18 protein-coding genes are annotated in these 19,432 nt (G+C 68.0%); 2 read left to right on the forward strand and 16 right to left on the reverse strand.

The window, feature by feature from the left end; all coding sequences use genetic code 11:
• Positions 1-4: 4 nt before the first annotated feature.
• The 10 genes from BSQ44_RS15035 to BSQ44_RS15080 are packed head-to-tail and all read right to left on the reverse strand — an operon-like array spanning position 5 to position 9,995.
• The gene (locus tag BSQ44_RS15035) at positions 5-1,441 is read right to left on the reverse strand and encodes an enolase-like domain-containing protein (RefSeq protein WP_072605580.1); all 1,437 of its coding nucleotides are present in this window, start codon (positions 1,439-1,441) and stop codon (positions 5-7) included.
• Between the two features lie 4 nt (positions 1,442-1,445).
• Entirely contained in the window at positions 1,446-2,258 is an 813-nt protein-coding gene (locus tag BSQ44_RS15040) for an ABC transporter ATP-binding protein (RefSeq protein ID WP_235633242.1), read from the reverse strand.
• A 28-nt stretch (positions 2,259-2,286) separates the two neighbouring features.
• Positions 2,287-3,270 carry an ABC transporter substrate-binding protein gene (locus BSQ44_RS15045; RefSeq protein WP_072605582.1) on the reverse strand — a complete coding sequence of 328 codons (984 nt, stop codon included), beginning with the start codon at positions 3,268-3,270 and terminating at the stop codon, positions 2,287-2,289.
• A gap of 35 nt (positions 3,271-3,305) precedes the next feature.
• Positions 3,306-4,079, reverse strand: coding sequence for an ABC transporter permease (locus BSQ44_RS15050; protein WP_235633243.1), 774 nt, complete (start codon positions 4,077-4,079; stop codon positions 3,306-3,308).
• Positions 4,076-5,206, reverse strand: a complete 1,131-nt coding sequence (locus BSQ44_RS15055) for a mandelate racemase/muconate lactonizing enzyme family protein (protein WP_114579979.1) — start codon at positions 5,204-5,206, stop codon at positions 4,076-4,078. Before BSQ44_RS15055 ends, BSQ44_RS15050 begins: the two co-directional genes overlap by 4 nt.
• Positions 5,206-6,252, reverse strand: a complete 1,047-nt coding sequence (locus tag BSQ44_RS15060) for a dihydrodipicolinate synthase family protein (protein ID WP_235633244.1) — start codon at positions 6,250-6,252, stop codon at positions 5,206-5,208. Before BSQ44_RS15060 ends, BSQ44_RS15055 begins: the two co-directional genes overlap by 1 nt.
• Complete coding sequence (locus tag BSQ44_RS15065) at positions 6,249-7,076, reverse strand: GNAT family N-acetyltransferase (protein WP_072605588.1); 828 nt, start codon at positions 7,074-7,076, stop codon at positions 6,249-6,251. The genes BSQ44_RS15060 and BSQ44_RS15065 overlap by 4 nt, the downstream gene beginning before the upstream one ends.
• Entirely contained in the window at positions 7,063-8,178 is a 1,116-nt protein-coding gene (locus BSQ44_RS15070) for an NAD-dependent epimerase/dehydratase family protein (protein WP_083534763.1), read from the reverse strand. Before BSQ44_RS15070 ends, BSQ44_RS15065 begins: the two co-directional genes overlap by 14 nt.
• Positions 8,179-8,235: 57 nt before the next feature.
• Positions 8,236-9,132 (reverse strand): sugar phosphate isomerase/epimerase family protein, encoded by an 897-nt coding sequence (locus tag BSQ44_RS15075; protein ID WP_072605590.1) that lies wholly within the window; start codon positions 9,130-9,132, stop codon positions 8,236-8,238.
• Complete coding sequence (locus BSQ44_RS15080; protein ID WP_072608089.1) at positions 9,129-9,995, reverse strand: sugar phosphate isomerase/epimerase family protein; 867 nt, start codon at positions 9,993-9,995, stop codon at positions 9,129-9,131. Before BSQ44_RS15080 ends, BSQ44_RS15075 begins: the two co-directional genes overlap by 4 nt.
• A 143-nt stretch (positions 9,996-10,138) precedes the next feature.
• Here BSQ44_RS15080 and BSQ44_RS15085 point away from each other — a divergent pair, with 143 nt between their 5' ends.
• Both BSQ44_RS15085 and BSQ44_RS15090 read left to right on the forward strand, forming a co-directional pair.
• Positions 10,139-10,822: a TetR/AcrR family transcriptional regulator gene (locus BSQ44_RS15085; RefSeq protein WP_235633245.1), complete on the forward strand. Its 684-nt coding sequence runs from the start codon at positions 10,139-10,141 to the stop codon at positions 10,820-10,822.
• A 497-nt stretch (positions 10,823-11,319) separates the two neighbouring features.
• Positions 11,320-12,216, forward strand: a complete 897-nt coding sequence (locus BSQ44_RS15090) for a hypothetical protein (RefSeq protein WP_072605592.1) — start codon at positions 11,320-11,322, stop codon at positions 12,214-12,216.
• Between the two features lie 39 nt (positions 12,217-12,255).
• On the opposite strand, the gene BSQ44_RS15095 is transcribed toward BSQ44_RS15090, so the two are convergent.
• The 6 genes from BSQ44_RS15095 to BSQ44_RS15120 are packed head-to-tail and all read right to left on the reverse strand — an operon-like array spanning position 12,256 to position 19,305.
• On the reverse strand, positions 12,256-12,708 hold the full coding sequence (locus BSQ44_RS15095) for a MarR family winged helix-turn-helix transcriptional regulator (protein WP_072605594.1): 453 nt from the start codon (positions 12,706-12,708) through the stop codon (positions 12,256-12,258).
• Positions 12,705-13,289 carry an amino acid synthesis family protein gene (locus BSQ44_RS15100; RefSeq protein WP_072605596.1) on the reverse strand — a complete coding sequence of 195 codons (585 nt, stop codon included), beginning with the start codon at positions 13,287-13,289 and terminating at the stop codon, positions 12,705-12,707. Before BSQ44_RS15100 ends, BSQ44_RS15095 begins: the two co-directional genes overlap by 4 nt.
• Positions 13,282-14,175, reverse strand: coding sequence for a UPF0280 family protein (locus BSQ44_RS15105; protein ID WP_072605598.1), 894 nt, complete (start codon positions 14,173-14,175; stop codon positions 13,282-13,284). The genes BSQ44_RS15100 and BSQ44_RS15105 overlap by 8 nt, the downstream gene beginning before the upstream one ends.
• On the reverse strand, positions 14,172-15,698 hold the full coding sequence (locus BSQ44_RS15110; protein WP_072605601.1) for a 6-hydroxynicotinate reductase: 1,527 nt from the start codon (positions 15,696-15,698) through the stop codon (positions 14,172-14,174). The genes BSQ44_RS15105 and BSQ44_RS15110 overlap by 4 nt, the downstream gene beginning before the upstream one ends.
• A complete protein-coding gene (locus BSQ44_RS15115) occupies positions 15,695-18,448 on the reverse strand; it encodes a molybdopterin-dependent oxidoreductase (protein ID WP_072605603.1) in 2,754 nt (917 codons plus the stop codon). The genes BSQ44_RS15110 and BSQ44_RS15115 overlap by 4 nt, the downstream gene beginning before the upstream one ends.
• Positions 18,445-19,305, reverse strand: coding sequence for an FAD binding domain-containing protein (locus BSQ44_RS15120; RefSeq protein ID WP_072608091.1), 861 nt, complete (start codon positions 19,303-19,305; stop codon positions 18,445-18,447). The genes BSQ44_RS15115 and BSQ44_RS15120 overlap by 4 nt, the downstream gene beginning before the upstream one ends.
• Positions 19,306-19,432 lie beyond the last annotated feature (127 nt).

Genomic DNA, 19,432 nt, shown 5'->3' on the forward strand with positions numbered 1-19,432 from the left:
CCCCTCAGACGCTGTTCTTCCCGCCCCAGGCGGACTGCGGCATGGTTTCGGCGCGATCGAAATCCGGGTCGAGGTTCGCCCCGAAGCCGGCAGTGTCCAGTGAGGCAATGGAAAACGCACCGCCGTCCACGCGTGACCGGATGCGTCCATCCTGCCGGTGATAGAGGTCGGGATGGGCGTCGAGGAATCGCTCCGCCTCCGCGTCGCGACCTCCACCGAACCCGTCGATGAAATGGTGCGCGTTGCGCTCCACATGCGTGAGGCCGAGCAGGTTGACCAGCGCCAGATCCTGCTGGAGCGAGATGCCGGGCTCGCAGGTCAGGTCCTCGGCCGACATGAAGAATCGGCGCTCGCCCCCGGCGTTCCAGGCGCGGCACCGCGCGTGATTGAGGATGGACTTCCAGATCCCCTTGCAGGCCTTCGAGGAGACGCCGGAATATCCGAGCCGGCGCGCCTCGACGAAGGCGGAGAGTTCACCGTCGGACTCGTCGATGATCACGGGAATGCGCCGCGCCAGCGCCTCCACCGATGTCGACAGCGCCCTGGCGCGTGCGATCGGCTGCTCGACATAGAGTGTCGAGGAGACCAGCCGGGAAAGCGCGGGCATTTCGGCGATCCGCTCCCAGAAGTCGGCGATCGCTTCGGCATCCGCATATTGCTCGTTGCCGTCGAGCGTCACGGCATACGGTTCCGCGATCCGGTCGAGCACGCTCGCAATGCGCGTCAGCCGGTCGATGTCTGCTTCCGCGTCGCCGCCGATCTTCAGCTTGAAATGCCGGTTGCCGTAGAACGCGACGATTTCTTCCAGCGTCTCCGGCAAGCCGTCGTTCACGCGAGCCTCGGGCGCGAGATCGCTCGCCAGGATCGGATCGACCAACCCGACCGTGTGGCGCACGGAGATGCTCCCGGCCGGAACGAAATCGTCGAAGAGCCCGGAGAGATCGGCGTCGCCGAGGTCCGGGGCCGTGCTGGCGGCGCGCAGGCCCACGGCGTTCGTCCGCAGCGCCTCATAGAACGAGATCCCCAACGCCCGGCAGAAACCGTCGAGCAGCGCCCGGTCGACGAGGGACTGGCCGTAACTCGCGATCAGCGGGTTAAGGTCTTGTGCCGCGCAGGCGGCGATGTGCGGCCCGTATCCGGCGGCGAAGTGGCCGAACGGCGTATCCGCTCCAGCGGCGAGCCGGGCGTCGGAGGCAAGCTCCAGTGCGCGGCGAAGCTGGTGGTGGTTGTCGTCGTCGCTGAGCGCGAGGTTCTTGTCGAACCATTTGGCGCCGAGCGCCTCCGCCGACCAGCCGAAAGCCTCCCGGCCGTCTTCGAGCGCCACCCGCGCCCGCACGATCGCCTGGCGGCCGTGGGTTGCCGTGGTCACGCCGAAGCGGAACGGCATTCTCAGGCGGTAGGGCCGTTCGCGGCGTTCAATTTCGAGGAGACGAACCTTCATCGTCTCAGGACAATGCCTGGAGCGGACGGCCCGGCGCGTCGGCCCGGCGTCCGGTCAGCAGGTCGTAGATGCGAAGCGACAGGGCACCGAACTCGGCGGTCGCGCGCGATTCCACCGTGCGCGGTCGCGGCAGGTCGACGGTCACGACGTCCGCGATCCGGCCTGGACGCGGCGACATGACCACCACCCTGTCGGAAAGGAACACCGCCTCGGGGATGGAGTGGGTAACGAACAGAACCGTCTTGCGGCCTCCCTCGCCCGCCTCGCCCCAGACGCGCAGCAGTTCCAGGTTCATGTCGTCCCTGGTCATAGCGTCCAGCGCGCCGAACGGCTCGTCCATGAGCAGTAGCGGCGGATCGAGCAGCAGCGCGCGGCACAGCGCCACGCGCTGCTGCATGCCGCCGGAGAGCTCGCCCGGCCGCTTCGTGGCAAAGCCCTCGAGCCCCACCAGCTTCAAAAGGTCGTTCGCCCGGTCGCGGTAGCGCCGGGGGTTCAGGCCCGCGAGTTCGGCCGGAAGGAGCACGTTTTCCAGCACGGTGCGCCATTTGAGCAGCACCGCGGCCTGGAACACCATGCCGACTTTCGAGATCGGCCGCGTCACCGGCTGGCCATCGACGATAATGGAACCCGAGGTGGCGGGCCTCAGGCCCGCCAGCACGCGCAGCATCGTCGATTTCCCGCAGCCGCTGGGACCGACGAGGGAAACGAATTCCCCGTCGGCCACCGACAGCGTGATGTCGCGCAATGCCTCGACCGGGCCGCTTCCGGTCTCGTAGACCATGCCGACCCGATCGAGATTGATCATATCCTGCGTCACGTGAGAGCCCCGCCGATGACGTGTCTGCTCAAGGCATCTCGATCTTGGGCAGGAACTCGGTCGTGTAGGTGTCGGCGCAGGCCACTTCGCTCGGCAGGCCCATATAGGTGTTCACCAGGTCGACGGAGGCGCACATCTTGGCTTCCTCGATCCAGCCGATGCCGTTTTCCTTGTAACGGTCGGTCTTCAGCAGTTCGAGGCCCATCTTCATGTTGGCGGCGATCAGGGTCTCGTCGATTTCCGGCACGCGCTTCTTGAAGATCGCCATCGCCTCGTCCGGATTGGCGAGCACGTCGCGCCAGCCCATGTAGGCGGCTTCGAGGAACGCCTTCAGCACCTCCGGCCGCTCGGTCATCGTCGCTTCGCTCGCCATGATCGACATCGAATACATGTCGAAGCCGTGATCCGCCCAGGGCATCATGACGACATTGCCTTCGCCCATCGGCTTCTCGTAGAGCGGCAGGCCGGTCGTGTAGTCCGCCACCGTGTCGACGCGCTTTTCGGCCAGCGCGGCGATCTTGGCCGCCGGCTCGATGTTGACCCAGGTCACCTTGCTGTCGTCGATGCCGTTCGCCTTCGCGAAGGCCGGCCACATCTGGCGCTGGCCGTCTCCGGGAGGCGCGCCGATCGTCTTGCCCTCGAGCTGCTTCGGTTCGGTGACCGGGTTCTCTTTCGACGAGAAGATGTTGAGCGGGGTCTTGTCGAACACCATGCCCACCACCTTGACCGTCGTGCCCCTCGCCCGCGACGCGATCACGACCGCGCTGTCGGCCAGGCCCGCATCGGCGCCCCCTGTGTCGACCTTGGCGATCGAATCGGCCGAGCCCTTCGAGTTTTCCAGCGTCACGTCGAGGCCCTTGTCGGAGAAGTAACCCTTGTCGAGCGCCACCCAGTAGGCCGCATGGTCGCCGACCGGGAACCAGTTGAGCGAGAATTTGAACTTCTCCTGGGCGAATGCCGGTGAAGCCATCAGGCCGGCCAGGGCCGCAGTCGCAATCAGTCTTTTCAGCATGTCCAGTCTCCCATTGTGTGCCCGTTTTCGGGCGGTTAATTCGCTTCTTGTCCCTCGGCCCAGGGGGCCAGCACGCGCGACAGGGCCGCGACGGCGCCGAACAGGACCAGTCCGATGACCGAGATCCAGACCAGCGCCCCGAAGGCCAGCGGCGTGTTCATGCTGCTCTGGGAGGTGATGATCACGTAGCCGAGCCCGCGCTGCGAGGCCACGAACTCCCCCACGATGGCACCCACGACGGCCGCCGTTGCGGTCACCTTCAAAGCGGAAAGGATGTAGGGATAGGCATTGGGTATGCGGATCTTGGCGAACACCTTCCATTTCGGTGCGTTGAACACGCGGCCGAGGTCGAGCATATCGCTGTCGATCTGCGACAGGCCGACGGCCGTGTTGATAACGACCGGGAAAAAGCCGATCAGCGCGCCGATCAGCATGTTGGGGAATATGCCGTAGCCGAGCCACAGCAGGAAAAGCGGTGCCACGGCCACCTTCGGCAAGGTGTTGACGAAGACCAGGAACGGCATCAGCGCGCGGCTCATGACGTCGGACCAGGCGATCACGACGCCGAGCGCGATGCCGCCGACCGCCGCGATCACGAAGGCGCCGAAGATTGCCGCCGCGGTCACCGCGATGTGCCCTGCCCAGTCGATCTGGCCAGACGTCATCGCCGCCAGCACCGAGGCGGGGCTCGGCAGCAGGTACTGGCGTATCCCGAACACCGACACCGCCATCTGCCACAGGAGGACGAGCGCTCCGAAGAGCACCAGCGCCGGCAGGTAGTCCATGAACTTGCGCGTCAGGACGTTCACAGGCTGACCTCCACGGCATGGCTGCGCACCCAGCCTTCGTCCACGTCGACGCCCAGGCCCGGACCGTCCGGAAGACGGACCGTTCCGCCTCCCCGCCACACCCGCTCGGCCAGGAACGGCGTCTCGATGTATTGCGGGCCGTTGAGCTGAAGGGGCGAGATGTCGAACGCCGCCGCGAGATGAAGCCCCGCCGCGAGGCCGAGATCCGTTTCCGTCAGGCCCGACAGCGACAGGCCGAGCCCCGCGGCCTGCGCGGTCTCGCAGAGCTGCCGCGACCGGTAGAGGCCTGAATTGCGCTGGACCTTGGCAACGGCCACGTGGATGGCGTCCGCTCGTACGTACTCGATGAGATCGGCGGTCGAACGCAGGCTCTCGTCGATGCCGATTTCGACCGCGCTCGCGGCGCAGAGCGCGCGGTAGCCGGAGAGATTGAAGCCGTCCAGCGGCTGTTCGAACAGCGTCACGCCATGGTCAGCGAAGCGCGCCGCCTGGCGCCGGGCCGCAGCCAGCGAGTAGCCGCGGTTGGCGTCGACCTGGACGACGCGGTCGCCCACGACCGCCCGAGTGGCCCGCACGAGTTCGAGATCGCCGGCTTCGCCGTGCATGCCCACCTTGACGTCGAAGACCTCGTAGCCGGCTTCGAGCCCCTCCTCGGCGAGCCTTTGCGCTCCCGCCGGCTCGGACACCGAGATCATCCACGACAGCTGGAACTCTTCGCGCCGGCGCCCGCCGAGAAGCTGGTGCACGGGAACGCCGAGCGCCCGCCCGAGCGCGTCGTGCGCGGCCACGTCGATTGCCGATTTCGCCAGCGGCGAACCCGTCGTCACGCCGGGGCTGATCGCCCGGTCCATGGCGCGATGCAGGGCGTCGAAGTTCCAGATCTCGATGCCTTTCACCGCGGGCGCCAGGTATTTCCGCAGGGTCGAGACGATGCTCTCGGTCGTCTCGTAGGTCCAGCGCGGCGTCGGCGTCGCCTCGCCCCAGCCGACCGCCCCGCCTTCGGTCTCCAGCCTGACCAGCACCCGAACCGAAGGCTCGCCCGGCCGCCCGGCCACGCCGCCGGCGATCAGGAAAGCGCTCCTGAACGGAAACTCCAGCGGGAAGACTTCGACGCGGGCGATCTTCATCAGGCCAACCACCGCTCCAGGTTGGCCGCCACGAAGGCGTCGTCGGAGAGATCGGCGTGCTGGCGCAGCACCCGGTCGATCTCGGCCGACTGGCCAGGACTCAGGCCCTCTTCCGGATCGAGACACCAGGTCCCCTCGAGCAGGCCCTGCCGGCGCAGCACCTCGTGGCATCCCGCGATGCAGCCGTGGAAATCGTTGGCCACGTCGAAGAACGCGCTGTTGCAATCTGTAACGCGGGCATCCAGTGCCAGCAGTTCCGCCGTCACCGCGTTTTCGCCCGCCTCGGCGCGGCACCTGTCGAAGATGCTGACCGCCGCCTTCGTCCACACTGACCAGTGGCCAAGCAGCCCGCCGACGAACCGCAGCGTGACGGGCCGGCCTTCCACCACCACCTGGAACGGTGTGACGAGGTCGAGCACGATGTGGTCGTCATTGCCGGTGTAGAGCGCGATCCGGTCCTGCGCCCCGGCCTCGGCCACGCCGCGCATCACGTCCAGCGTCCGGTAGCGGTTGAACGGCGCCACCTTGATCGCCACGACGTTGGGGATCGACGCGAACCGCGTCCAGAACGCCGCGTCGAGGTGAATGCCGCCGACCGCCGGCTGAAGGTAGAAGCCGACCAGCGGCATCCGTTCGGCCACGGCCTCGCAATGTTCGATGATGGCGTCGTGGTCGTTGCCCTTCATCGCGGCGAGGCTCAGGAGCCCAGCATGATAGCCGAGCGACGACGCGGTCTCGGCCTCCTTCGCGGCCTGCGCGGTGGCGCCCGCCAGGCCAGCGACCATCACCGGGTCGCGATCTGTCCATGCCGCCGCCGTCTCGGCGGCCAGTCCGAGTACGTCCTCGTAGAGGCCGGCCTCGCGGATCGCGAACTGCGTCGTATGCACGCCCACCGCCAGCCCGCCCGCCCCGGCATCGAGATAGTACCGCGTCAGCGCCCTTTGGCGGCGCCGGTCGAACGTGCGCGACGCGTCGAGCGCCAGCGGATGCGCCGGTATGACCGTCCCAGCCTTCAGCGCCGCCATTGCATCTGTGTGCGCCATCATCCGAACTCCGGTCCGGCCACGGCGAACAGACGCTCGGGCCTTCCGAAAGGCGCCTCGCGACCCAGTGCCATGCGGGTGAAGCTGCGCTGGATGGTGAAGCCGCGGGCCGCCAGCCAGTCCCCCACGCGGCTCCTGCCGGCCAGCACGTCGATGAACACCGGACCACGTGTCCCGGCGAAAAGATCGCCGAGCAGGTCGATGGCCGCGTCTTCGCCCGCGGCGACCACGGGTCCCGCCTGGAGAGCCCTGCGGCCGTTGCGCAACAACGCGAACCGGCCTGAATTGCCCCGCGCGGATGTGCCCGGGCGCGACAGGAAATCCGCCAGCAGCTTCCCCCGACGTGCCCCGAATGCTTCTGCGTCCAGTTCCACCGGGTCCCCCGAGAGCGAACCGAGACGACCGTCCCCTGGCGCGGACGGCTCCAGCTTTCCTTCCCAGCGGTCGAACCCGAACTGGCCCACGAAACCCTGGCGGCGATAGACTTCCGCTCCGGCGGCCGTGGCGTCGAGCACCGGCACCAGGCCCCTCCCGCGGAGTTCGGCCACGCATTGGTCGACCAGGCGGGTGGCGATCCCCCGCCGGCGCCAGTCCGCGGTGACCAGCACCATGCCGACGAAGCCGAACGGGCCGTCGTATGGCAAGGCGGCGGCGCTCGCCACGAGCCTGCCGTCCGGCGCCCGCATCCCGATGGCATGACCCTCGACGATGAAATGCCGCCAGTCGGCCTCCGTCTGGTTCCAGCCGGCCTCCGTCGACAGCGCCATGCCAGACGCGATGTCCGCCGTCGTCAGCCTCTCGATCGTGCCGGCCTCAGAAACCGCCATCGCGGACCTCGTACTTGGTCGGCTTGCCGAAACTCTGCATGTCGCGCGCCACCCAGTCGGCCACCCAGTCCAGCATCCGCATCAGCGGCACGCGCGGATAGCCGAAGAGCCGCGTCGCCTCAGCGCTGTTGGTCAGCCAGGCGGTCGGCGCCTCGTCTCCGACGATCTTGGCCTCGACGCCGAGACGCGCGCCGAACTCCTCGGCCAGCCATCGCACCGACAAGGTTTCGGGGCCGCTGACGTTGAGCGGGCTGGTCGGCGTCGTGCAGTGGAGCAGCGAACGCAGCGCGAAGGCATTGGCGTCGCCCTGCCAGATCACGTTGACGTGCCCCATGAGCGACAGGTCGATGGGAGTGCCGGCCTTCACTCGGCTCGCCAGGTCGTGGAGCACGCCGTAGCGCAGGTCGATCGCGTAGTTCAGACGGAACAGCCGCCCGGGCGTGCCGTAGAGCTCGGAGAAGTATTCCACCATGCGCTCGCGCCCGAGACAGCTCTGCGCATATTCGCCGCGCGGTCCCGGCGGCGTCGATTCCAGCGCGCCCTGCCGCATCACGTCGACAAGCGGATAGATGTTGCCCGTGGAGAACGCCACGATGCGCGATTCCCTGAACACCGATGCCACGATCGACGGCGAGTGGACGTTCATCGCCCAGGTCAGCGCCGGCGCGCCCCTCGCCCCGAATTTCCGTCCGGCCATGAAGATCACGTTCTTCGTCCGGGGAAGGTTTTCCACCTGCGCCTGGTCGAGGAGATCGGCCTTGATCGTCTCGATGCCGTGCGCGCGCAATTCCTCCTCAAGCCCGGCCTCGCTGAACCGCGCGACCCCGATAACCCGCTTGTCCGGTGCGGCGCGCCGAGCGAGCCGCGCCAGCGTCGGCCCCATCTTGCCTGAAACTCCGAGGATCAGGATGTCGCCGTCGAGCCTGGCCATGTCCGCGACCAGCGCATCGTCCGGCGTGGTGAGGAAATCGTCGAGCGTCTCGATGTCGGGGAAGGAGTCGGGCGGGCTTGACGGGGCAGCGCCGCGAGGCGCCTGGGACGCGGCCGAACCTTCATCCGGCGTCTCGTCCGCATCGGCTCGCTGGGCAGTCGAAACACGCATCCTCGTTCCCCTTCAGACGCCTTGCCGACCGAACGCTAGACCGTCCCGCGACAGGTTTCAACTACCTGGTTGATTCTTTTCTCGCCTACCCTCGGCCGCGGCGATCAGCCGCCGCAGTCGTTCGAGCGCGCGCCGGGTCGAGGCCACCGAAGGCGACAGATGCGGCTCGACCCCGATCGCGCCGGCGTAGCCCTCCTCGAGCAAGGCGCCGATCTGCCCTTCCCAGTCGACGCCGCCTTGCTCGACGATGCGCCAGGTGCCGGACGGCTCGACGCGGACGTCCTTGAAATGAACGTTGCGAACCAGCGGCCGCACCTCGCTCCACCCGTCGGGATACGGTACGTCGCCGTCGATCAGCGCATTCGCGGGATCCCAGTTCACACCGAGATTCGCTGGTCTCCCGGCCGCTGCGATCAGCGCCGCTGTTCGCGCCCCGGTGTTGGCCCAATGGCCCTCCTCGGTCTCGACCAGCAGGTCCAGGCCCGCTGCGCCCGCGCGTTCGGCCGCCCGCGCGACAGCCTCGACTACCGTGCCCGGAATGCCGTCCCCGACCATTCCCTCCCGCCGGAAGCTGAAGGCGATGACGCTCCTCGCGCCCACTTCGCCGGCGAAGTCGAGCGTCTCCGGCAGGAGCGCGTCCAGATGATCGGAGAGCATGGCGCGCGCCTGCGACCACGCGCTGTCGAAGCCGGCATCCATCCAGTGGAGGTTCGACCGTTGCGGCGCATCGGACGGAAACGGCCCCTTGAACAGCCCCGGCGAGACCGCGGTGATCGTCACACCGAACTCCCGCACCGCGCGAACCAGGCGGCGCCGGGCATGCGGCGATATCCGCGGCAGCCGCCCCTCGTGGACGCCGCGCAGTTCGAATTCCGTCACGCCCCATTCGAGCCCGAGTTCGAATGCGGTCTCGGGATCGGCCGAAAGTTCGTCCGTGACGATGCTGATCCTCATCCGGATGGCTCGGCAATGGGATCCGAGGCATTACGAAGCCCGGCCTCGATGCCACGCAGATAGCCGATCGCGCGCGCCGCGCAGGCGGGTCCATCCGGCAGGTAGACGAACGGTTCGACCGCCGCCGCGCCGGCATAGCCGTGGCGCTGCAGCGCGACGAGCACCGCCGCGAAATCGATCCCGCCTTCGCCTGGACCGCGCTTGTCGTCGTCGTTGAAATGGACGTGGAATATCTCTGACGACGCGAGATGCCGGTCGAGCAGGCCTGGAACGTCTTCGCCATTGGCAGCCGCTGCGTAGCAGTCGACCATCGTCTTCAGTGCCGGCGAACCGATCTCCGCGATGATGGCGAGTGCTTCGTCGACGGTGGTCACGAAGGCTGTGTCCAGCCGCGACAGCGGCTCGATCACGTAGGCGAGCCCGGCGGCCTGCGCCTCCCCGGCCATCGCGGCGAAGTACGCGATCCCGCGCGCGCGAGCCTCTGCTTCCTTTCCGGGCGGAAGCGTTCGCTGCTGCGGCGAACCGTGCACGAGATACGAGCCGCCGAGTTCGGCGCAAAGACCGATGAGGCGCCGCCCCGCCTCGCGCGTCAGCCGCGAGGTACGCTCGTCCGCGGCCGTGATGGACAGCCCCGCCGGCGCGGCCAGCAGCCAGTGGAGACCCTTGATCGCCACCCCCTCCCCCTCGGCAATGGACCGGAACTCCCGCGCCTGCGCCGGCGTCAGGCGCGTCGGGTCGTCGGCCAGGGTGAACGGTGCGATCTCCAGCCCGTCATAACCCGTCTCGCGCGCCAAGCGGCATTGTGCGGGAAAGTCGAGATCGCGAACGACCTCGTTGCAGAGATAGATGTGAAGCGGCGTCATTCCCGACGCCATGCCCGCCTCGCTTTGCTTCGCGAACCGGCGTTTCGGGCCGGTGCCTGCCCGCCTTCATCCATCATCGCCTCGCAGCCCCCTCGACGTTGCCGGTTGCCCGAGGAGGATGCGGTAGGGTAGAAGGCAAGTCAATGAATTCCAACTATCCGGTTGATCTGATGGACGCAGATGCAGCAACGGTGTCGGGCCGCAAGCGCGGCGATCTCGCCAAGGCGTCGTCGCGCGACGTCCTGTTGCGCGCGGCGCGGCAGGTGTTCGCCGAGCGGGGACTGGAAGGCGCCCGCGTCGACGATATCGCCCGCCGGGCGCAGGTGAACAAGCAACTCGTCTACCATTATTTCGACAACAAGGACGGCCTCTACGCGGCGGTCCTTGAGCACGTCTACAAGGAGATCCGGCAGCGCGAGCAGGCGCTCGACCTGAGCCGCTTCCCGGCCGAGGAAGCCATGCGCCGCCTGGTGGAGTTTTCCTTCGACTACCTGGCCGAGCACCCCGACTTCGTGGCGCTCATCGCGGACGAGAACGCCCATGGCGGCCGGCACCTGCAAGGGGCTGCCGACGTGGAGGCGGTGAACCGTCCGATCGTCGAACTCCTGGCCGAAACGCTGAAGCGCGGCGAGGCGGACGGCGTCTTCCGCAAGGGGCTCGATCCCCTGCACGTCTACCTGTCGATCGCCGGCATGGCGTTCTTCTACTTCTCCAACGTCCACACGCTAAGCCGCATTTTCGAGCGCCCCCTCGCCTCGCCGCCCGCCAGCGCGGAACGCCGCGCCCACATCATCGACTTCACCCTCAACGCCATCCGGGCCCGCTGAGGCCGCCGGAGCAGGTTTCGCAATGACGGGAATGGTCTCGGGAAACAGCGCTCTAAGGGCTGACACTTTTTAGAGACTGAATAGGTTACTCTTGGTCAGGCTGGGGCGGCTGATCCGCGTTTTTCGACTCTCGTCTTACGCACGGATGATGCCGATCGCAGCGGTAGCCAACTTGGCAGTCCGGCAGCACGCTCTGCAGCAGCACTCGGCATAGGGCTTAACCCAAGCATCGGGCGTTTTGTCATGATATCCTGGGCCCCGACTGTGAGAGAAGAGTTGGTGAAAGCTCATATCGGTAGCAAGAGCCATTGTCGGTGACGCCCGCGAAAGCTCTCGTCGCGTGGCCTGACCGACCGCTTTTTCGCCAGGAAGTCATGGCAAACCTTCGCGGAAGGACCGCAAACGTGCCGCCTCACTTAAGGCGGCGGGGCCGGACGGTTCCAAATCCGTGCCGGATGTGGTTACGTCGCGGCCGCAGATCGCGAGGGAGAGAGCGAGTGACGAAGTCCGTCATGACGGCAGCCGTCATCGGCGCCGGATTGCTGATATCGGCAATCCAGGGCGCCGTCGCTGCCGGCTTCACCATCGAGGGCGACCTCGACGCCATGAGGCTCGAGGCGAACCAGACGCCGTCGAAGGACATCATCGCCGAAATCGCAAAACGCTTCTCGCTCGGTATCCAGAACGCCGCCGGCGGCACGGCGGCGATCAGCGGTAAGTTCAACGGCGATCTGAACCACATCCTGAAAGCCATTCTGCCCCAGCACAACTATGCCATCGCCTATCGCGACGGCCGTCCCAGCCGCATCACCTTCATCGGCGGCGGCGGTGGACGTGCGGCCACGACCGCCAACGCGGTCACCGCCGTCATGATGGGACAGGAGGCGAATCCGGCGGAAGGCATGTTGAACGCCTTCCCCGATGGAGTGAGCGCTGCTGATGTCGGCAACGACCCGCGCTTCACGGACGCGGAAGAGGGCGCCGTAGCCTCCCGGGAAGCGGAACCCGCCCGGCAAGCCGTTCCGATCAGTCCCGAGCAAGTCCCGGCGATGACGGATGCCGGGGCCGACGCCGCCTCGCAAGAAGCAGCGGCCACCGAGGTCGCGCCGCCGGCTCCGATCGGCTGGGACCCCGACGCCCCGGTCGTGGCCGATCCCGACGAAACCGTGAGCGCCGAAGCCGCCGCGAGCCCCGCGCCGTCCCCGGAAAGCCCGGTACCCATGATGGAGACGGCACCCGCGGCACCCGAGGACCCCGCGCCGTCGCCAGCAGGGCCCGCAGCCATGGCCGAAACCGCTCCGGCGGCACCCGGCGGCCCCGTGCCGTCGGTCCCAGAAGCGACGCCCGCCGCGCCGGGTCAAGCCGGCGATGCGCCACCCGCCTCGCCGGGCTGAAGCACCTCAAGTCGGGCTGGAAAAAAAAATGTCAGCCCGTCAGGCCAGTTTCGAGAGCAGCCGCATCAGAGCGGCGGCGTCGCGAGAATTCAGCGGCGCCAGCGTCTCCGCTGTGATCGCCTCCGCGAGCGGCAGCAGCTTTTCGATCGTCTGTCGCCCCTCGTCCGTCAGGCTGACGACGATGCGCCGCTTGTCGTCCTTGTGACTATCCAACGCGACCAGTCCGCGCGCCTTCAGCCGATCGATCACGCCTTTCACCGTCGCTGCGTCCATCGCGATCTGGCTGCCGAGCTGGTTCTGCGACGTCTCACCGATCTCGTAGAGCTTGGCGAGCGCGGCAAACTGCGGCGGCGTCATGTCGGAAATGCGCGAAGCGAAGATCACCATGTGCCGCTGGTTGGCCTTGCGCAGCGCAAAGCCGACCTGCTCCTCCAGCCGGTAGCCGCCGGGCGCGGCCTCGCCAACCACCGCCAGCGGCTTGCGCGCGCTCATCTAAGGCCGTCCTCGCCCGTGACGTCCTTCGCTTCCAGGCCGCCCATGCGCGCATGCACGCGTCCGCCACAGCTCATGACCAGGCAGAACAGGATTTCGTCGGGGCGCGGCCCGTCCGGCGCGCTGACGGGTATCGCATCGAAATGGCTGCGAACATAGGCTGCGTTGACGTGGCCAAGCGGCACGTCGAGCGAGGCGCCGAAGCCGCCGACCTTCATCGCCGATGGCACGATCGCCTTCGACGGCGAAATCCTGTCGCGCATGGCATAGCCGCCCGGCACGTGCCACAGCGCCCCGTGCTCGATCTCGCCCGCCGTCCCCACGATCGCGCCCTTGCCATAGGCGTCGATCAAGCCGGCCTGGTCGCCGAAGGCCGCGATCAGCCGCTCCGTCAGCATCGACCCGAGCGGCTTCAGGTCTTCCATGGCCGCTTGCAGGTCCGGCTCGTAGCGCCCCGCGAACGGGTTCTTCACCAGCGCGAGCGCGGCACCCCGCCGCCGGGGCCTTTCCGCGACGGGCCCGCCATCGTGAAAGACGTCCTCCATCGCAACCACGATCTTGCGGATGGGAAATTCAGGCATGGGCGGGAACCTTCACGTCGAAATAATGCCGGGATAAAATGGAAGACGGAAATGCGCCGCAGAAACGCGATTCTTCCGCGAGGAACAGCGCTGCCGCGACGATCAGCCCACGCCGGTGAAAATCCCGGGCCACCGCCAGCCCCCTCTCCAGCGCCTTGGAGACCTCTCCCGCAGTCAGCGCGCCGACCGCCGTGGTCACCAGCCGCTCCCCCAGATCGCTGTCGGGGGACAGCTCGATAGCCGGCGTCCGCCCGATCGCCGGATGGCGCGGAAGGTCGACGGCATTGGCGATCAGCGTCGCGGCAACGTCGGCGCTCGCCCCGTCGCGGGCAAGTACCGTCACCGCGTCGGCGATGCCCAGCGAATGGCTGCGTCCGCGCCAGCCCGAGGTCGCGATGCCGCGCACCGCGTCGTGGTCATGCACGAGGATCCGGTCGTCGAAGCCATTGCTCCTTCCGCCGATCGCCAGCCGCAGGCTCGCGCCTTGCGACAGATGGATGGCGATGTCGCCGCCGTCGTTGACGTAGGCACGATCCAGTGTACGTCCCTCGGTCATCGCCGCGAGCACGTCGTCGGCCACAGCACCCGCTACCGCCGCCATGGGCGTGACGAACTCGGCACCGTTCGCAAATCGGCAGGCCGCGCTCTCCATCCGCCGCGCCGTCGGCCCGGAGAAGCGCCGCGGCTCGCCGCCCGACGGCCGCCGAAGCTCCGGTAGCTCCTCGACCAGTTCGCCGAGAACCATCTCGAACCGCGCCGCTGCCTGCCCATATGCCGCCTGGCATTCGTCCGCCCTGCCCCACGCTTCCACGATCAGGTCGATCGGCCCGTGGTTCATGTGCAGCCGTCGCCCGTCCGGCAGCCAGGCGATGCGCGGGCCGTTCACGGCTGCCCGTTCCGGCGCAGTTGCGCCAGCGGCGGCCAGAGGTTGCGCGGCGGCGCCGCCGAGGCACTGCGCGCGTTCCGGTACTCTCCGCCGCGCGCCAGCACGTCGTCCACGGAACGGATCTCGCTCTCGTAGCCACCGAGCCGCACGTAGTCGTCGCGCCGCAGCGTGAACTCGATCGGCGCCACGAGCGCCGGCGTCGGCACGTAGCCGAACGCGTTTTCCGGCATGCGCATAACGTCGACCATCAGCGTGATGCCGCCGCCCGGCCACACGTAGACCGGCGCGCCGCCGCACGTCACATAGGTCGACAGCCCCTGCACCGAGCGTGTGAGGTTCACCGGGTTCTCCGTCACCCCCGCCCGCAGCGAGCCACCGGCACCGGCCATGAACAGCACTGTGCAGAGCGCCGGTTCGCAGTTATCCTCAATCAGATCGACCGACTTTCTCAACCTTTGCGGGAAAGGCTTCTCGACCGGTTTCAGCTCATCGTCGAGTTCGAAATAGGCGAACTGCTCGCCCGTGGTCGACACCATCATGAGCGACAGCCCCGGCCGCGCCCCCTTCTTCGGGTTCCAGTCGCCGAGTATCTCCAGCGGGTCGGAAATCGTCGTGCCGCCCCAGCCGAGCCCCGGCTCGGAGACCTTGAAGTAGCGGCCCGGCGTCGAGCGCCGCCCGACGATCTTGATGCCCGTATCCTCCCAGCCGAGCACCTTCCCCGCCTGATGCTCCGACACCACCCCGGTTATGTGGTCGTCCACCACCACCACCTCGTCCACCAGCCCGCGCCACTGCGTGGCGAACATGCCGATCGTCGCCGACCCGCAGCCGACCCGCATGCGGTGCTCGGTCTTGCCATCGATCACCGGCGCCTTTCCTGCCTCCACGATCACGGTGGCACCGCCGTCGATGGAAAGCTCCACCGGCTTGCGGTTGCACAGATCCATCAGCGTCTCGCAGGTGACGCGCCCTTCCGCTTTCGACCCACCGGTCAGGTGATGCACGCCGCCGAGCGACAGCATCTGCGAACCGTATTCGCCGGTGGTGACATGCCCGACCGCCTCGCCCTTGGCGCGCACGGTCGCGGTCTCCGGCCCGATGTGCCGGTCGGTGTCGATCTTCACCTTGACGCCGCAGTAGGAAAAAATGCCTTCGGTGACGACCGTTACCAGGTCCACACCCTCGACCTCCTGACTGACGATGAAGGGCGCCGGCTTGTAGTCGGGATAGGTCGTGCCGGCGCCGATAGCACTGACGAAGCGCCGCCCGCCATTGACCAGATCGCCGCCCCAGTCCTCCGCCGCGTCGAGGAACGGCACCACCGCCCCGCCCTCTTCTTCCGCATGGTGCAGGATCGTCAGCGCATCGAGCCGCACGATATGCCCCTCGCGGTTGCCGTAGCGATCGCAACCCCCCGTCCGCCCCTCGGCGATGTAGCACATCACCGGACACGCATCGCACCGGATCTTCTCCCCCGCCGGCTTCGCCACCCCCGGCTCGAACCGCTCCGAAAGCTCGCTCATCGCGCTACCCTCGCCGGCCTCATCGCGTCCAGCACCCGCGTCGGCGTCGCCGGCAGCTGCGTCACCAGCGCTCCGGTCGCGTCGCGGATGGCGTTGAGGATCGCCGGCGCGGTGGGGATCAGCACGTGCTCGCCGAGCCCCTTGGCGCCGAACGGGCCTTCCGGATCGGGCACTTCGACCAGGATCGTATCGATCTCCGGCACGTCGCCGATGGTCGGAATGAGGTAGTCGTGCAGGTTTTCAGTGCGGCCGGGAACGTAGTCCTCCATCAGCGCCATGCCGATTCCCTGCGCGATGCCGCCCTCGATCTGTCCTTCCGCCAGCACCGGATTGATCGCCCGCCCGACGTCGTGCGCCGCGGTGATCTTCACCAGCCGCACCGTGCCGAGCGCCATGTCGACATCGAGCTCGACGATCTGCGCGCCGTAGCCGTAGACCGCGTAGGGCTCGCCCTGCCCCTGCGCGTCGAGCGGCCTGGTCGGCGGATCGTAGCTTTCCGCCACCGCCAGCACGTAGCCGTCCGCGTCGGCCGCGAGCCCGGAAAGGTCGATGCGCCGCCGCGCCTCGCCTTCGCTGACCACGACCGCACCCTCCTCCAGCGCGATCGTCGCCGCACCCGAAACGTTCGCCGTCCGAAGGATGCGCTCGCGCAGCGCCCTCCCCGCCTTCTCGGCCGCCTTGCCGGAAATAAAGGTCTGGCGCGAACCGGAGGTCTTTCCCGCATCCGGCGTGATGGCCGTATCGGCCCCTTCCAACTGGATCTCTGACAGCGCCAGGCCGAGCGCGTCTGCAAAAATCTGCGCGATCACCGTGTTCGAGCCCTGCCCGATGTCGACCGCCCCCTGGTGCAGCACGACCTCGCCCGCCGCCGTCACGCCCGCCTTGATCGTCGAGGGGTTGGGGATGCCGGTGTTGCCGCAACCGTACCAGCACGACGCGATCCCGACACCGCGGCGCGCGACGCCGTTGGACCCCGCGTTGAACCGCTCGGCCTCGGCGCAGGCGCGCTCCCACGGCCCCTCCAGCGCCTCCAGGCAGGCGGCGATCCCCACGCCGCTTGCCATCACGTGGCCGCTCACCGTCGGCATGCCGTCGCGCAGCGCGTTCTTCAGCCGGAAGGCCAGCCGGTCCATGCCAAGCTTGGTGGCCAACTCGTCGTAGAGCGTCTCCTGCATGATCGTCGCCTGCGGCACGCCGAAGCCGCGGAAGGCGCCCGAAATTGGCCCGTTGGTGTGGACTGCCCGACCGACCGCCCGGTAGTTCGGCGTGAAATACGGCCCCGATGCATGGACAGGCACCCGCACTGCCACTGTCGGCCCCCAGCTCGCATAGGCGCCGGTGTTGAAATCGCCTTCGAACACCATGCCGGTGACGCGGCCCTCCGCATCCGCGCCGATCGTGGCGCGCATGTCGGCCGGATGCCGCTTGGTGGTCGACATCATCGATTCTGCCCGCGTGTAAGCGAGTGCTGCCGGCCGTCCCGTCTTCAGCGCCACCAGCCCGATCAGCGGCTGTAGCGAGAGGTCGAGCTTGGAGCCGAAACCACCCCCGGTGGCGGTCGGCACGATCCGCACCTTGTCCGGCGCCAACCCCAGCACCTTCGCCGTGTCGTCCCGGTCCATGAAGGGCGATTGAGTGCAGGCCTTGATGACCAGCGTGTCGCCGTCCATCGCCGCGTATCCGGCCTCGGGCTCGATGTAGGCGTGCTCGACATAGGCGGTCCTGATTTCGCCCGACGCCGTCGCGTGCGCGGCCCCGAGCGCTGCCTCCGGGTCGCCGCGTTCCACCTTGCCTTCGATAAGGAGATTGTTCCGGCGCGCGGCGTGGACCGGTTCCGCCGCCTGCTTCGCCTCGGCCTGTTCGAGAACATGCGGCCGTTCCCGCCATTCGACCGGAAACGACGCCGCGTCGAGCGCCTCGATCGCCGCGCGTTCCCCGGCGATCAGCGCCACCGCCTCGCCGCGGAAGCGCGCCGTACCGTCGGCGAGCGCCGGCTGGTCGGCAAAGGCCGGAATGACGCCGAACCGGTTATCGCCCGGAATATCCCTGGCGGTATAGACGGCGACGAGGCCCGGACGGTTCGCGACGAACCCCTCAATATCGCCGAAGGAAAAATCCGCGTGCCAGTGCGGAGAGCGGATCACCAGCACCGATAGCGCGTCCGCCGGCCGCTCGTCGGCGCCAAAGGCTTCGGCGCCCGTCACCTTCGGCAGCCCGTCCAGCCGCGGTGCGCGCGCGCCGACCGCGAGCCCCGCTTCCGGCGGCGGATTGTTGTGCAGCCGGTCCGGCAGATGCGCGTTCATCACCGCCTCGATCACCTTGCGGTATCCGGTACAGCGGCAAAGCACGCCGCCGAGCGCGTCCTTCACCTCCGCCTCGCACGGCCGCGGATTGCGCTCCAGCAGCGCCGTCGCCGCCATCAGGAAGCCGGGCGTGCAGATGCCGCACTGGGCTGCGCCATGGCGCAGGAAGGAATCCTGCACAGCCGCGAGGCTCCCGTTGGCGAGCCCTTCCACCGTCCGCACCGCGCGGCTGGCGACGCCTGCCGCCGGCATCAGGCAGGCGCAGACCGCCGCGCCGTCGACCAGCACCGTACAAGCACCGCAGTCGCCGGCGTCGCAACCCACCTTCGTTCCGGTCTGGCGCAACTCGTCGCGCAGCACCGCCGAAAGCCGCGCGACGGGCGAAACCGAGACCGACACCGGGCTGCCGTTCAGGTCGAAGGCGATCGCCTGTCGCTCCAGCGTCACGCTGCCACCTCCCGTATCCGCGGCGTCCCCAATGCCTCGAAAAGCGCGCGCAAAACGAGCTCCCGCGCGGCCTCCTTGCGATAGCCGGCGCTGCCGCGCACGTCGTCGATCGGCGTCAACTCCTCGAAATGCCGGGCCTCCACGCGACCCGCAATCTCGTCCGGCGCCGCCCCGGCAAGCACCTGTTCAAGCCCGCCCAGACGCCGGGCGACCGGCGAGCAGGCCCCGACCGCGACCGCCGCGCTTCCGATGCTTCCGTCCCCGGCAAGATCGATCCGCACTGCGACCATGGCGATCGAGATCACCAGGTATCGCCGCGCGCCGAGCTTGAGGAAATGCGAGGTGCCGGTCGTGGAGGTCTTCGGGATGCGAATGGCCGTGAGGAGTTCATCGGGGCGTCGGGCCGTCCTTCGGTTCCCGAGAACGAAGTCGGCCAGCGCGAGGTCTCGCACGCCGCCCTTGGAGGACAATTCCACCTCGGCGTCGAGGATCATCAGCGCCGGCACCCCGTCCGCCGCCGGCGAGGCGTTGCAGAGGTTCCCCGCCACCGTGCCGGCATTCTGGATCTGCACCGACCCCACCTCGCGCGCGGCCATTTTCAGCGCATCGAAGGCTGGTGGCAGATCGTGCCGCAGCACGTCTGTCCAGGTCGTGCGCGCGCCAATGACGATATGCCCGTCCGTCTCGCGAATGCCGCGCAACGCGTCGATGCCGTTGATGTCGAGAACGTCTTCGGTGATCGGGCGCGCGCCCTGGGCCGGATAGAAATCGGTGCCGCCGGCAAGGACGCGCCATTCCCCTTCCGAAAGAAGGGCCAGTGCTTCGTCGGACGATGCGGGCCTTGCGTAGCGTGCCAAGACGGCGGTTCCCTGCCCGCGCGCGGCCCGGATTTCGGCCGTCGCGCGGCTGCGAAATTCATTCGTATGCAAATGATATCAGCAAGCGGCGGCTTGTCAAAGCCGGCCTTCGTGCGCACGATGGCCT

Source organism: Aquibium oceanicum (assembly GCF_001889605.1).
GTDB lineage: Bacteria > Pseudomonadota > Alphaproteobacteria > Rhizobiales > Rhizobiaceae > Aquibium > Aquibium oceanicum.